The 13,209-nt window shown below is 69.4% G+C and carries 12 protein-coding genes; 7 read left to right on the forward strand and 5 right to left on the reverse strand.

The genetic code is table 11. The annotated features are described in order from the left end of the window. Position 1: 1 nt before the first annotated feature. Together KOI47_RS27275 and KOI47_RS27280 are read left to right on the forward strand one after the other, a co-directional pair. Complete coding sequence (locus KOI47_RS27275; RefSeq protein WP_216209237.1) at positions 2 to 1,369, forward strand: WS/DGAT/MGAT family O-acyltransferase; 1,368 nt, start codon at positions 2 to 4, stop codon at positions 1,367 to 1,369. A gap of 99 nt (positions 1,370 to 1,468) precedes the next feature. Next, on the forward strand, positions 1,469 to 2,020 hold the full coding sequence (locus tag KOI47_RS27280) for a hypothetical protein (RefSeq protein WP_216209239.1): 552 nt from the start codon (positions 1,469 to 1,471) through the stop codon (positions 2,018 to 2,020). 103 nt (positions 2,021 to 2,123) lie between these two features. On the opposite strand, the gene KOI47_RS27285 is transcribed toward KOI47_RS27280, so the two are convergent. Continuing rightward, complete coding sequence (locus tag KOI47_RS27285) at positions 2,124 to 3,083, reverse strand: helix-turn-helix transcriptional regulator (protein WP_216217586.1); 960 nt, start codon at positions 3,081 to 3,083, stop codon at positions 2,124 to 2,126. Positions 3,084 to 3,146: 63 nt separating this feature from the next. Here KOI47_RS27285 and KOI47_RS27290 point away from each other — a divergent pair, with 63 nt between their 5' ends. Next, a complete protein-coding gene (locus tag KOI47_RS27290) occupies positions 3,147 to 4,289 on the forward strand; it encodes an epoxide hydrolase family protein (protein WP_216209241.1) in 1,143 nt (380 codons plus the stop codon). Positions 4,290 to 4,687: 398 nt separating this feature from the next. On the opposite strand, the gene KOI47_RS27295 is transcribed toward KOI47_RS27290, so the two are convergent. Together KOI47_RS27295 and KOI47_RS27300 are read right to left on the reverse strand one after the other, a co-directional pair. After that, positions 4,688 to 5,662 (reverse strand): aldo/keto reductase, encoded by a 975-nt coding sequence (locus KOI47_RS27295; protein ID WP_216209243.1) that lies wholly within the window; start codon positions 5,660 to 5,662, stop codon positions 4,688 to 4,690. Between the two features lie 61 nt (positions 5,663 to 5,723). Beyond that, the gene (locus KOI47_RS27300; RefSeq protein ID WP_216209245.1) at positions 5,724 to 6,542 is read right to left on the reverse strand and encodes an SAM-dependent methyltransferase; all 819 of its coding nucleotides are present in this window, start codon (positions 6,540 to 6,542) and stop codon (positions 5,724 to 5,726) included. Between the two features lie 171 nt (positions 6,543 to 6,713). On the opposite strand from KOI47_RS27300, the gene KOI47_RS27305 reads away from it, so the two are divergent. Further along, positions 6,714 to 8,033 carry a cytochrome P450 gene (locus KOI47_RS27305; protein ID WP_216209247.1) on the forward strand — a complete coding sequence of 440 codons (1,320 nt, stop codon included), beginning with the start codon at positions 6,714 to 6,716 and terminating at the stop codon, positions 8,031 to 8,033. Between the two features lie 37 nt (positions 8,034 to 8,070). Beyond that, on the forward strand, positions 8,071 to 9,126 hold the full coding sequence (locus KOI47_RS27310; protein ID WP_232376290.1) for an alpha/beta hydrolase: 1,056 nt from the start codon (positions 8,071 to 8,073) through the stop codon (positions 9,124 to 9,126). A gap of 8 nt (positions 9,127 to 9,134) precedes the next feature. Here KOI47_RS27310 and KOI47_RS27315 read toward each other — a convergent pair whose 3' ends face one another. Together KOI47_RS27315 and KOI47_RS27320 are read right to left on the reverse strand one after the other, a co-directional pair. Beyond that, positions 9,135 to 10,550 (reverse strand): amidase, encoded by a 1,416-nt coding sequence (locus KOI47_RS27315; RefSeq protein ID WP_216209250.1) that lies wholly within the window; start codon positions 10,548 to 10,550, stop codon positions 9,135 to 9,137. A gap of 18 nt (positions 10,551 to 10,568) precedes the next feature. Then, on the reverse strand, positions 10,569 to 11,555 hold the full coding sequence (locus tag KOI47_RS27320) for a D-2-hydroxyacid dehydrogenase (protein ID WP_216209252.1): 987 nt from the start codon (positions 11,553 to 11,555) through the stop codon (positions 10,569 to 10,571). Between the two features lie 91 nt (positions 11,556 to 11,646). Here KOI47_RS27320 and KOI47_RS27325 point away from each other — a divergent pair, with 91 nt between their 5' ends. Next, positions 11,647 to 12,396, forward strand: coding sequence for a maleate cis-trans isomerase family protein (locus KOI47_RS27325; protein WP_216209254.1), 750 nt, complete (start codon positions 11,647 to 11,649; stop codon positions 12,394 to 12,396). Between the two features lie 42 nt (positions 12,397 to 12,438). Beyond that, the gene (locus tag KOI47_RS27330; RefSeq protein ID WP_216209256.1) at positions 12,439 to 13,209 is read left to right on the forward strand and encodes a maleate cis-trans isomerase family protein; all 771 of its coding nucleotides are present in this window, start codon (positions 12,439 to 12,441) and stop codon (positions 13,207 to 13,209) included.

The following is a 13,209-nucleotide window of genomic DNA, read 5'->3' on the forward strand; positions in this document are numbered from 1 at the left end:
GATGCCGTTGATGCCCGTTACGGACTCGATGTTCCTGCTGGTGGAGACCAGGGAACACCCGATGCATGTCGGCGGCCTGCAGCTGTTCCGCAAGCCGGAGGGCGCGGGCCCGGAGTACCTCAGCACGCTCCGGCAGCACCTGCTGGAGGCGACCGAGCTGCGCGACCTCTTCCGGCGCAGGCCGGCGCGGCCGGTGAACACGCTCGGGCACCTCGCCTGGACCGAGGACAACGAGCTGGACCTCGACTACCACTTCCGGCATTCGGCGCTGCCGCAGCCCGGCCGGATCAGGGAGCTGCTGGAGCTGACCTCACGCTGGCACAGCACCCTGCTCGACCGGCACCGGCCGCTGTGGGAGATCCACCTGGTGGAGGGGCTGCGGGACGGACGGTTCGCCCTCTACAGCAAGGTGCACCACGCGCTGCTGGACGGGGTGTCCGCACTGCGGCACCTGCAGAACATGCTCAGCGAGGATCCGGCCGCGATGGACTGCCCGCCGCCGTGGGGTGCCCGTGGCCGCCCGCGTTCACGCGCCGGGCGCGGGCGCGGTTCCCCGCTCGGCGCGCTCGGCCGCACCGCGGGCCAGCTGGCCGGGCTCGCCCCGGCCGCGTTCAAGGTCGCCAACGAGGCCTTCCGCGAGCACACCCTGACCATGCCGCTGCAGGCCCCGAAGACCATGCTGAACGTGCCGATCGGGGGTGCCCGGCGGTTCGCGGCGCAGTCCTGGCCGCTGAGCAGGGTACGGGCGATCGCCTCCGCGGCGGGCGTATCGCGCAACGACGTCGTGCTGGCCATGTGTGCCGGTGCGCTGCGCGACTACCTCATCGAGCAGCGCGCGCTGCCGGACACGGCGCTCACCGCGATGGTCCCGGTGTCCCTGCGCAAGCCATCCGAGGGGCTCGCCGACGCATCCGGCAACTCGATCGGCGCGCTGCTGTGCAACCTCGGCACCGACATCGCCGACCCCGCGCGGCGGCTGGCCGCCATCCACAAGTCGATGTGCGACGGCAAGGCCCTGTTCAAGCAGCTGACTCCACTTCAGACACTCCTGCTGTCGGCGATCAACGTGGCCGCGCTCGGCGCGTCCCCGGTTCCCGGGGTGGTGAACAACACCCGCCCGCCGTTCAACATCGTGATCTCGAACGTGCCCGGCCCGCGCAGGCAGATGTACTGGAACGGCGCGGCACTGGACGGGGTGTACCCGGCGTCGGTGCTACTGGACGGGCAGGCGCTGAACATCACCCTCACCAGCAACGGCGACAACCTGGACTTCGGTATCACCGGATGCCGGCGCAGCGTGCCGCACCTGCAGCGCATCCTGCTGCACCTGGACACCGCGCTGGCCGAGCTGGAGGCCGCTATCCGGTGACCGGCGATCCGCCGTTCGGGTGTAACCGGACGGAGCTCGCCAGCCGCGTCAGCGCCGAGCCACTACCGTGCAAACCGCGGAGGGAGGGGGCTGGCTCGGATGATGCCGGATGTCGTCGTCCTCGGGTCGGGCGAGGCCGCCGAAGCGCTCGCGGGGAGCGGGTTGATCCTGCTGCGCCGCTGGCTCGCCCATCGGGACGCCCGCCGCCGCGCGGCGCTGGAGTCCCTGTGGCGACGGCTCTCCCCGGTGCTGCCCCCTGGGCGGCGCCCCGGTCAGGTGCCCGAGCCACCGGTGTGCTGGCTGGTGCCGGTGATCTGGGAGGGACTGCACACCCTCCGGCTGCACCTTCCGACCCAGCTGCACGCCCAGGCCCTGCTGGACTGCCGGTACCGGCGGACGGCGGACGCGGCCGTGCTGGTGGCCGAGGCCGCGGAAATCCTGGTGGCGCTGAAGGCGCATGCCCGTGGCCTGCTCCCGCGCGCCGGTAGCACCCCGTCCGGCACCGAACCGGATGCCGCGGGCGCGGTGGCCGACACCGAGATCATCCGGCTGGTACGGCTCTCCGAAGCCATCCGCTCGCCCTGCGCCGCCCGCCTCGCCGCCCGCGCGGGCGGGCCGGTCGTCACCCGGCCGCGCACCACGGCACAGTGAAAGGCTGCCTGCCGGCCCGCCGTACCTGTCGTGACCGAGTCGCGGCCCGTAGCCGGGTTCGGCGACCCCTCGACGACATCGTCGAATAACCGACGGCCGAAATTCACGTGGATGCGCCACCCGCCGCGCGGCGGAACCTCGTCGCGAGGCGATCGAACGCCACCGCGAGCTCCTCTCCGTCGATCACCTCGATGTCGACTTCGAGCTGTGTCATCCACAACGCGAGCCGGTCCGGGTCGTCGGAACCCACCTCGACATGGCACGTGGACTCGTCGACCACCTCGATATCGACCGGGATGTGGATCTTCGCGGCGACCTTGGCGGCGGGAGCATGCACGAGTACCCGGGCGCGGTACTTCCCAGCCCCCTTGCTGACGCGTCCGACGACGTACTCGACGACCCTGCCATCCGGGATCACGCGCGGCCGGAACCGCGCACCCGTCGGTGCGTGCGGAACCATGCGGTCGACCCGAAAGACCCGCCAGTCGTCACGGTCGAGATCCCACGCGAGCAGGTACCAGAGCGCTCCCCAGCTCACCAACCGTTGCGGTTCTGTGTGGCGCGCCTCTTCGTCGCCCCAGGGCTTCGTGTATCCGAACCGGAGCCGTTCGTGGCCGCGGACCGCGGCAGCGACCGCGCCGAGAACCGAGAGATCGAGCGACGGCCCAGCCCCTGGGACAACGCTCGTCGCCTCGCGTACCGCCGCCACGCGCCGACGCAGACGCGCGGGCAGCACCTGCTCCAGCTTCGCGAGCGCGGTGAGCGAAGTCTCTTCGACTCCGAGCCGCTGTGTCGCGACCGCACCCAGTCCGACCGCGACGGCGACGGCCTCGTCGTCGTCGAGCAGCAGTGGGGGCATCGCCGTCCCGGCGGCCAGCCGGTACCCACCCGCGACGCCGGGGCGCGCGTCCACGGGATAGCCGAGCGACCGCAGCTTGCCGATGTCGGCGCGCACAGTCCTCGTGCTCACGTCAAGCCGACTGGCGAGCTCGGAGCTCGTCCAGTCGCGCTTGAGCTGGAGCAATGACAGCAGTTCGAGCAGGCGGGCCGAGGTCTCCAACATGTTCTCGATCATTTCAGCAATTGCGGAAGCTAACCTGCCGCATTGCCTGGGAACGTCGGTGTCATGACCGAGAACAACGCACTCACACCGTTCCACATCGACATCCCGCAGGCCGACATCGACGACCTGCGTAACCGGCTGGCACACACGCGCTGGCCGATCCCCGTGCCGGGCCGGGACGATCGCACCGACTTCAGCCGCGGCATCCCGCTGGTGTACCTGAAGGAGCTCGCCGAGTATTGGCGCGACGGGTTCGACTGGCGTGCACAGGAGGAGAAGCTCAACGAGTACGAACAGTTCACGACGGTCGTCAACGGCCAGACGTTCCACGTCGTCCACGCGCGATCGGCGAGCCCGGAGGCCACCCCGCTGGTCCTGAACCACGGCTGGCCGGGCTCGTTCGTCGAGTATCAGCGACTCATCCCGCTGTTGACCGATGAGTTCCACGTGGTCATCCCGTCGCTGCCCGGCTTCGGGTTCTCCACCCCGCTGTCAGGGACCGGCTGGGAGCTGGCGCGGACGACGCAGGCCTACGCCGAGATCATGACGCGCCTCGGCTACGAGAGGTTCGCGGCCCACGGCACCGACGTCGGTGCGGGCACCACCAGCCGCCTCGCAGCGCTCTACCCGGAGCGCGTCATCGGCACGCACATCGGCAGCGACCCACATTGGCTCCGATTGGTGGGCGACAAGTTCCCTCACCCCGACGGCCTGTCCGATAACGAGATCGCCCAGCTCGAGGCCGTGCGCACCGAATATGCGGCCGAGCGCGGGTATCTCGAGATGCAGAACCACTGTCCCGACACGATCGGCGCAGCGCTCACCGACTCGCCGGTCGGTCAGCTCGCGTGGATCGCCGAGAAGTTCAAGACCAGGACCAGCGGCGCCTACCGGACGCCTGACGAGACGGTCGACCGCGACCAGCTCCTCACGAACATCAGCCTGTACTGGTTCACCCGCAGCGGCGCGTCGAGCGCGCAGTTCTACTACGAGTCCGAGCACTCCGGACTCGACTTGGTCATGGCCTCCGGCGTGCCGTCCGGATGGGCCGTGTTCGACACCCATCCGCTCATGCGCCGCGTGATGGACCCGTGGAAAGCGATCGGCCACTGGAGCGAATTCACCGCAGGCGGTCACTTCCCCGCAATGGAGGAGCCGAAGCTGCTCGCGAACGACATCCGCACCTTCTTCCGCGGCATTTCCTGACCCCGCGTCAGGCCCGCAGGCCACGAAGACCCATTCAAGGCCGGCCGGTCGGGCACGTCCAAGGCCTCGTCGACCTCAAACCCAGCGGCATTCAGCGCCCTGCTGCCCGCCGTGAGGGCCACGTGGGCGCCCCGCGGGGCAGACTCCAGAGCCCGTCACCCTGGTCTGGGACGGCTTGCCATCCCACCGGTCGAAAGCCATACCGAAAGATCTTTAAACACGGCTAGTGCCGCATCAAGCAACGTTGCCTAGCTAATCGCCCGGAGGGCCCTGAACGTGGCGTTCGAGACGTCAGACGTCTCGGATGTGCCGCTCGCGACGGTGAGCGTCCGGAAAGCTACGTTCAGGGCACCCCCGGCGGGCAACGCGTAACAGCGGCAACGTTCTGTGCGGCGGCACTAGGCGATCCCCTCGGGGCTGGCGCCGTCCACCTGGACGCCCTGTGCGGTGATCCGCTCGATCTCGGCGACATCCTCGGCGCTGAGGTCGATGTCGGCCGCGGCGAGGCTGGACTCGATGTTGGCAGGCCTGCGCGCCCCGACGATCGCCACGTGGATCCCCGGCTTGGCCAGCACCCAGGCAATGGCGAGCTGGCTGACCGAGACACCCTTGGCCGCGGCGAACTCCTTCAGTTCGGCCACCACGGCAAGGTTGCGCCGCAGCCGCTCGCCATGGAAAGCCGAGGACTGGGAACGCCAGTCATCGGCGGGGAAGGTGCTGTCCGGAGTGAGCGCGCCGGTCAGCAGCCCGCTGCCGAGCGGGCTGTACACCAGCACCCCGATGTCCCGCTCCCGGCAGTACGGCAGCGGGTCGTCCTCGATCCCCCTGCGGAACAGGTGGTATGGCGGCTGCAGGGTCTCCACCGGCCGGGTCAGGTCGAACTCGGCGAGCTGTGCCGCGTGGTAGTTGGAGACGCCGACATGCCGGATCTTGCCCTCGTCGACCAGTTCCTGCAGCGCGGCCGCGGTCTCCTCGGCCGGGGTGTCCTGGTCCGGCCAGTGCACCTGATACAGGTCGATATGCTCCAGGTCCAGCGCCCGCAGGCTCTGCTCAACCCCGTCCCGCAGCATCGCCCTGCGCGCGTCCCGCGGCCGCTCGCTACCCGGGTTGATCCCGCCCTTGGTGGCGATCACCAGGCTGTCCCGGTCCCGGTTCAGCTCCGCGCGCAGCGCCTTGCCGAGCAGCGCCTCAGACTTGCCGAAACCGTAGGCCTGCGCGGTGTCGAAGAAGTTCACCCCCAGCTCACGGGCATGCTGGATGGCGGCGATGGCGGTGTCCTCGTCGAACTCGCCCCAGTCACCACCGATCTGCCAGGTGCCGAAGGCGATCCTCGATACGTTCAGTCCGCTCCTGCCCAGAGTGGTCGTACGCATGACTCCAGCAGATCACAGGTGCCGCGACGACGCACCGTGAAGCCACCCACCCTGCCCGCCGCTAGGGCTGGGGCTTGCGGGCGACACCGGCGTAGGAGAGCTCGTTCATCTCCGTGTTGTCGGTGATATCGCCCGGCCCGCTCACCCGCCAGGTCCCTGTCGGAACGAGGCCCGGCTCGAGCAGCTCGAAGTCGCCGAAAAGGGCGGCGATCTCCGCGCGGCTACGGGGAAAGACCTGGCCGTCACCGCGGCTGCTGCGCACGATCCCGGCCACCGTATCGATCTTGTCCTTCTGCGCGTCATCGGTCATATGCGTGATCACCAGATGGCTGCCGGGCGCGATCGCGTCCCGGTAGCGGGTCATCAGCGCGCGCGGGTCGGCCTCGTCCGGAACCCAGTGCAGTACCAGCAGGAACAGCAGCCCGAGCGGTTCGTCGAAGTTCAGCAGCCGCCTTGCGGGCTCACTGGCGAGAATGCTCTCCGGGTTGCGCATGTCCGCATGCGCGATACCGGCCCGCTCGTTGCCCGACAGCATCAGCTCGCTGTGCGCGACCGCGACCGGATCACGGTCCACATACACCACCCGGCAGTCCGGGTCGTGCTGCTGGGCGATCTCGTGCACGTTGCCAACCGTCGGGATGCCGGATCCGACGTCGAGAAACTGACGAATCCCCTGATCGATCAGTAACCGGACGGCACGGGCGAGGAAAGCCCGGTTCAGCCTGGCGGCGTCCCGAATGCCGGGGACCGCCTTTTCCACCTGGTCGGCCATCGAACGGTCGGCCGCGAAATTGTGCGCCCCGCCGAGTAGGAAATCGTACGTCCGCGCGCCACTCGGGACCGAGGTGTCGACGATCTTTGGTACCCATTCCTGCGTCACGGGAACGCCTTTCTGGATCCGGCTCGCCCATCGGGAGGCGCCGATACTACCGGACTGGAATCGATGACTCCTGACCCATCCGGGTGACCTCGGCCCACACGATCGGGCGCTGTCGGCGCCACGGAAACCAGCCTATTGTTGTCCGTCCGTTTCGGTCAGCGAGGAGTGGAGATGCCGGTCCCGGTCGCCCCCGGTCGATGGCCCGTTCTCGGACACAGCCCGGCGATGTTGCGGCGCCGATTCGCGTTCACCTCATCTCTTCGTGCATATGGCGAGCTGGTACGGGTCTACCTGGGGCCGAAGCCGGTGTATTTCGTGACCAGCCCGGAGTTGACCCACCAGGTCCTGGTCACCGACGCGGGCGGTTACGGGAAAGGCGCCATGTTCGACAAGTTCCGACCATTCGTCGGAAACGGGTTGGTGATGTCGAGCGGCGACTTCCACCTCCGGCAGCGACGATTGATCCAGCCTGCTTTCCATCGAAGCCGGATCGCGCGGTACGCGGAGACGATGCGGGAGTCCGTTTCGGAGCTCACCGATACCTGGCGGCCGGGCCAGACCAGGGAAGTCAACGAGGACATGCAGGCCCTCGCGGTCAGGATCGTCGGAGCGGCGCTGTTCGGCACCCGGTTCGGGCAGGGCGCCATCGCCCAGGCCCGGGAGTCGATCCCGATCGTGATCAAGCAGGGCATGATCCGCGCGCTGTCCCCCGCGTTCGTCGGTGCGCTGCTGGTGCGCGGCAACCGCAGGTTCGACCGGGCCGTCGCCCGGATGCGGGCGGTCGTGCTCGAGCTCATCGCGGGCTGGCGGGCCACCGGCACCGACCGCGGCGACCTGCTGTCCATGTTGCTGATGGCCAGGGACGAGGACGGCGAGGGCATGACCGACCAGCAGGTCTACGACGAGGTGATCACCCTGCTCAGCGCCGGTATCGAGACCAGCGCGCTCGCACTGGCCTGGCTGTTCCACGAGATCGCCCAGCACCCCGAGGTGGAACGCGGGCTGCACGAGGAGATCGACGGGGTGCTGGGCGGCCGCCCGGTCACCATGGACGACATTCCGGCCCTGCCCTACACCCAGCGGGTCATCAAGGAGACCCTGCGGATGTACCCGATCTGGATCCTGATGCGACGCACCAACCGGGAGGTCGAACTCGGCGGCGTCCGGCTCCCGGCTGGCACCGAGGTGACGGTCAGCCCGCACGCACTGCATTTCGACCCGCGGTCGTTCACCGAGCCGGAGCGGTTCGACCCGGACCGGTGGGCGCCGGAGCGGGCACGGGACATCCCGCGCGGGACGTTCATCCCGTTCGGCGCGGGAACCAGGCAGTGCATCGGCAACACCTTCGCGCAGCTCGAGATGGCGGTCACCGTGGCGACGGTGGCCGCGAGGTGGCGGCTGGTGCCGGTGCCGGGAAAGCCGGTGAAGGTCAAGTACACCTCCGCGGCCTACCCGGCCCGGCTGTCCATGACGGCCGTCCCGCGCGAGTAGTACCCGCTCCATTCCCTCCAAGAGAAAGGTGTCCTTCGTGCGCTGGTTCCACCACGGACGACGACGTACCGGAATCGGGCGGCTGGGCGCGCTCGTGCTCGCCGTGCTGTGCGGCGGGCTACTGGCCGCCCCGGTACCTGCCAGGGCCAGTACGGCGTCCTGCCAGGCGATGGAGTTCCCGGTTTCCGTTCTCGGCCTGCCGTACACGATGGCCGGCACCCTGTGCACCCCGCCACAGGGGGCGGGCACGGTACAGGTACTCATCCCGGGTGGCTTCTACAACAGCACGTACTGGGACATACCTGTGGACGAGGAGACCCGCTCCTTCCGCCTCGCCATGAACGAGGCCGGGTACGCCACGCTGACCGTGGACCGGCTGGGCACCGGGCGCAGCTCAACCCCGCCCAGCGCCGTGCTGACCGCGATCACCCAGGCCGGCGCGGTGCACCAGGTGGTCCAGTCGCTGCGCTCCGGCGCGCAGGGGCCGCGGTTCGGGAAGGTGATCCTTGGCGGGCACTCGCTGGGCTCCGCCATCGCGATCATCGAGGCAGGCACGTACCACGATGTGGACGGCGTGCTGGTGACCGGAATGGCGCACCGGCTCAACTTGGCCGGGCTGGTGCCCATCTTCGCCACCTTCACCCCGGCCGCGCTGGACCCCGCGTTCGCGGGCAGGAACCTCGACATCGGTTACCTGACCACCATGCCCGGCACCCGGTACGACTCGCTGCACAAGCCGGGTCCCTACGTCGGTGCCGTGGCCGAGTTCGATGAGTCCACAAAGGACGTCACGGCACCGGCGGAACTGGTGGACGGGGCGCTCGTGGGCACCGTGGCGCCGTACTCCCTGCTGGTCGACGTCCCGGTGCTCACGGTGCTGGCCGAGCGGGACCCGACCTTCTGCGGGCTGCTGGCAACCGACTGCGGTTCCGCCGAGGCGCTGCTGCGGTCCGAACAGCTGTACTACTCGCCCGCAGCCCGGCTACAGGCCCACGTGGTGCCGGACTACGGGCACTCACTGAACTACGCGGGCAACGCGCCCGGCTATCACGAAGCCGTGGTGCGCTGGGCCGAGCAGATGGTCGGCGGCTGAGCGTCGGTTCAGCGGGCCGGAGTGCCTGCCGGGCGGTCGGTTGCCCAGGGCTGGACCTCCTCCACCAGCTTGGCCACCGCCAGCACCAGGTCGTCGGAGTGCCGCGGCCCGACGATCTGCAGGCCGACCGGGAGCCCTTTCGAGGTGACCCCGGCAGGCACGCTGATCGCCGGTTGCTGGGTCATGTTGAACGGGTAGCTGAACCGCGCCCACTGCGGCCAGCTTTCCAGCCCGCTCCCCGGCGGCACGTCGTGCCCGGCCTCGAACGGCGGGATCGCGACGGTCGGGGTGATCAGCGCGTCGTAGCGGGTGTGGAACTCACCCATGTGGATGCCCAGCGCCGCGCGCTCGGCCATCGCGCCGAGGTAGTCGCTGGCCGAGTAGGTGTGCCCCTGCTGCCACACCTTGCGCAGCCCGGGGTCGACCTGCTCGGCCGAGCCTTCCGGGAAGGTGTCCAGCCACTTCGCGGCCCCGGACGACCAGAGCACGTTGAACGAGTCGAGGGGATCGCTGAACCCCGGGTCGGCCTCCTCCACCCGCAGCCCGGCCTCGCTCAGCGCGGCCACGGTGGCCGCGACCAGCTGGGCGACCTCCTGGTCCACGTCGATGTAGCCGAGAGTGGGCGAGAACGCCACGTTCAGACCACGGACGTCGCGGCGGACCGCCTCACGGTAGGCGGAAAGCGGGGGCTGCAAGGCATTGGGATCGCGGTAGTCGGGCAGTGCCAGTACGTCCAGCATCAGCGCCGTGTCGTCCACCGAACGCGCCATCGGCCCGGCGTGCGCGAGCGCACCGAACGGGCTTGCCGGGTAGAGCGGGATCCGGCCCCCGGTGGGCTTGAACCCGACGATGCCGCAGAACGAGGCGGGGATGCGCACCGAACCACCGCCATCGGTGCCGACGGAGAGCTCCCCCATGCCGGCCGCGACCGCCGCCGCGCTGCCGCCGCTGGAGCCGCCCGCGGTGAGCGCGGTGTTCCACGGGTTACGGGTGACGCCATCCCGCGGGCTGTCGGTGACCGCCTTCCAGCCCAGCTCCGGGGTGGTGGTCTTACCGAGCAGCACCAGACCGTGCTCCCGCATCCTCGCGGTGACCGGGCTGTCCACCTCCCAGAGCTGATCGGCATCGATGCAGCGGGAACCCCGCAGCGTCGGCCAGCCCTGGGTGAGGAACATGTCCTTGATGGAGGCGGGCACACCGTCCAGCCAGCCGATCGGGTTGCCCTCGCGCCAGCGCTCCTCGGAGTTCCTGGCCTGTTCCAGCGCCACCTCCTCATCGACGAGGCAGTACGCGTTGTACTCGGCGTCGCGCTCCGCGATCGTCTCCAGCGCGGCCTTGGTGGCCTCGACCGGGGACAGTTCACCCGAGCGGTAAGCCAGGACGAGCTCGCTCGCCGTGAGCAGGGTGCTGGTGTTAGCTGGCATCTCTCTCCAAAAGAGCTTCTAGACCCCGGAAGGACCGGACGGAACGTAGCCCAACTGCTTGTCCACGACATTACGAAGCGGCTGCCCAGTGCGCCACCGCTCGTAGTTGTCCGCGAACACCTCGACCAGCGTGTTCCGCCAGCCGACGAAGTCACCCGACATATGCGGCGAGATCAGCACGTTCTCCATAGTCCACAAGGGACTGTCGGCGGGCAGCGGCTCGGTGTCGAAGACGTCCAGCGCCGCGCCGGCGATCCGCTCCGCGCGCAGGGCCTCGACCAGGTCCGCGGTGACCACCAGCTCGCCCCGGCCCACGTTGACGAAGCGGGCGGTCGGCTTCATCGCGGCGAAGGCGTTCGCGTCGAACACGCCCTTGGTCTGCTCGGTCAGCGGGGCCACCGCGACCACGTAGTCCGCCTCGGGCAGGTGGCCGGTCAGCTCGGCCGAGGCGTACACCGTGCCGAAGTCGGGGTCGGACTCGCGGGCCCTGCGGCCGACCCCGGCCACCCGCATACCCGCGGCGCGCAGCATCACGGCGATCGCCCTGCCGATCGGCCCGGTACCCATCACCAGCGCGGTGCGCCCCGCGATCCGCTCGGTCTCCCGGTGCAGCCAGCGGACCTCGTCCTGCAGCCGCAGCGAGCGGGCGAAGTCCTTGGCGAAGGCGAGCACCACGCCCAGCACGTACTCGGCGATCGAGTTGTCGAACACGCCACGGGAGTTGGTCAGCACCACCTCGCTGTCCCGCAGCCCAGGAAAGAGCACCGGGTCCACCCCCGCACTGGCGATATGCAGCCAGCGCAACCGGTCCGCGGCAGGCCAGGCTTCGGGCACGGCGGTGGAGAGGAAGTCGTAGACGAACAGCGCGTCCGCCCCGGGCAGCGCCTCCGCCAGCCCGTCCTCGCGCGTGTAACGCACCGTGGCCGTACGCTCGATGCTGTCCATATCCGGGGGCCGCTGCTCCCCGCAGAGCACCACGAGCACAGGGGAATCCGCGCCGATCACGTTGACACGGTATGAGGCTCTCGTATGATTGTCAACAATCCGAGGAGTTCTCCCGGAGGCACTTCCTTCAGATGCACCCGGGGGCTGAGCCTTGGATTTGTCGACACTGGACATACCCTCCTTCGAGGGGCCGCTCGCGCAGCGCGGCATCGGCGTGATCGCGCCGTTCGACCTCGCGCTGGAGCGCGAGCTGTGGCGCTGGGTCCCGATGGAGGTGTCCCTGCACCTGGCCCGCACGCCGTACGAACCGGTGCCGGTCAGCATGGAGATGGCGCACCTGGTTAGCAACAGCCAGCACCTCGCCGCCGCGACCAGGGACGTGCTGCATGTGGAACCCGAGGTGGTGGCCTACCTGTGCACCTCGGGCAGCTTCGTGAACGGGATCGACTACGAGCGCTCCCTGTGCAAAGCGATCTGCGACGCGGGCGCGCCGGACGCGGTCACCACCTCGGGCGCGCTGGCCGAGGTGCTGCAGCAGCTCGACCTGCGGCGGATCTCGGTGCTGACGCCCTACGACGCCGACCTCACCGGCAAACTGCACGAGTTCCTTGCCGAACTCGGGGTCCGGACGGTCTCCAGTGACCACCTCGGCCTCGGCGGCGGCATCTGGAAGGTCAGCTACCGCACCATCGCCGAGCGGATCATCGCGGCCAACCACGCCGACGCCGAGGCGATCTTCGTCAGCTGCACGAACCTGCCGACCTACGACCTGATCGAGCCGCTGGAGACGGCGCTGGGCAAGCCGATCCTCACCGCGAACCAGCTGACCATGTGGGCCTGCCTCAAGCGGATGAAGCTCCCGGTCGTCGGGCCGGGGGAATGGCTTCGTGAGGTGTCTTGACGGTTTCTAGTAGGATTGTCAACAATCCGACGGGAGGTCTCGATGGTTGAGTCGGCTGAGCGAGCCGAGGCGCGGCGCACGATCGGCTTCATCTACCCCGACCACGCGGCCGAGGACGACTACCCGCTCGCCGAACGGATACTCGGCGAGGGGGTCCGGCTGCCGGTGGCGCATATCTACGGTACCGACCTGCACGCCGTCCAGGAGCTGCTCGACCTCGGCAAACCGGAACGGCTCGCCGAGGGTGCCCGGCTGCTGTCCCCGCACGAGCCTGCCGCGGTGGTATGGGCCTGCACCAGCGGCAGCTTCGTCTACGGCTGGCAGGGCGCAGGCGAGCAGGCCGCCGGGTTGTCCGCCGCGGCCGGGGTACCCGCCACCAGCACCTCCTTCGCCTTCGTACGGGCGGCACGGGCGCTGGGGCTGCGCAGGGTCGCGGTGGCGGCGAGCTACCCGGACGTGGTGGCGAAGCTGTTCGTCGAGTTCCTCGCCGCGGGCGGGATCGAGGTCGTTTCCATGTCCAGCCAGGACATCGACACCGCGGCGGAGGTTGGCAAACTGAGCCAGGAGGCCGTCGCGGGCCTCGCCGCCGCGCACGACCACCCGGACGCGGACGGCCTGCTGATCCCGGATACCGCGATGCGCACCCTGGCGCTGCTGGACACCATGGAGGAACGCATCGGCAAGCCGGTGCTCACCGCCAACCAGGTGACCATCTGGGAGGGCCTGCGGCTGGGCGGCGCGGCACGGGCCGCGGACGGGCTCGGCGCCCTGTTCCGTATCCCGCCCGCCGAGATCCCGGCGGAAGGCGAGTGA

The sequence above is a fragment of the Amycolatopsis aidingensis genome, assembly GCF_018885265.1.
GTDB lineage: Bacteria > Actinomycetota > Actinomycetes > Mycobacteriales > Pseudonocardiaceae > Amycolatopsis > Amycolatopsis aidingensis.

Excerpts from the sequence above, each read along its gene's own strand:
- KOI47_RS27275 (WP_216209237.1), top strand. The coding sequence starts at position 2 with ATGCCGTTGATGCCCGTTACGGACTCGATGTTCCTGCTGGTGGAGACC.
- KOI47_RS27280 (WP_216209239.1), top strand. The coding sequence starts at position 1,469 with ATGATGCCGGATGTCGTCGTCCTCGGGTCGGGCGAGGCCGCCGAAGCG.
- KOI47_RS27285 (WP_216217586.1), bottom strand. The coding sequence starts at position 3,083 with ATGTTGGAGACCTCGGCCCGCCTGCTCGAACTGCTGTCATTGCTCCAG.
- KOI47_RS27290 (WP_216209241.1), top strand. The coding sequence starts at position 3,147 with ATGACCGAGAACAACGCACTCACACCGTTCCACATCGACATCCCGCAG.
- KOI47_RS27295 (WP_216209243.1), bottom strand. The coding sequence starts at position 5,662 with ATGCGTACGACCACTCTGGGCAGGAGCGGACTGAACGTATCGAGGATC.
- KOI47_RS27305 (WP_216209247.1), top strand. The coding sequence starts at position 6,714 with ATGCCGGTCCCGGTCGCCCCCGGTCGATGGCCCGTTCTCGGACACAGC.
- KOI47_RS27315 (WP_216209250.1), bottom strand. The coding sequence starts at position 10,550 with ATGCCAGCTAACACCAGCACCCTGCTCACGGCGAGCGAGCTCGTCCTG.
- KOI47_RS27330 (WP_216209256.1), top strand. The coding sequence starts at position 12,439 with ATGGTTGAGTCGGCTGAGCGAGCCGAGGCGCGGCGCACGATCGGCTTC.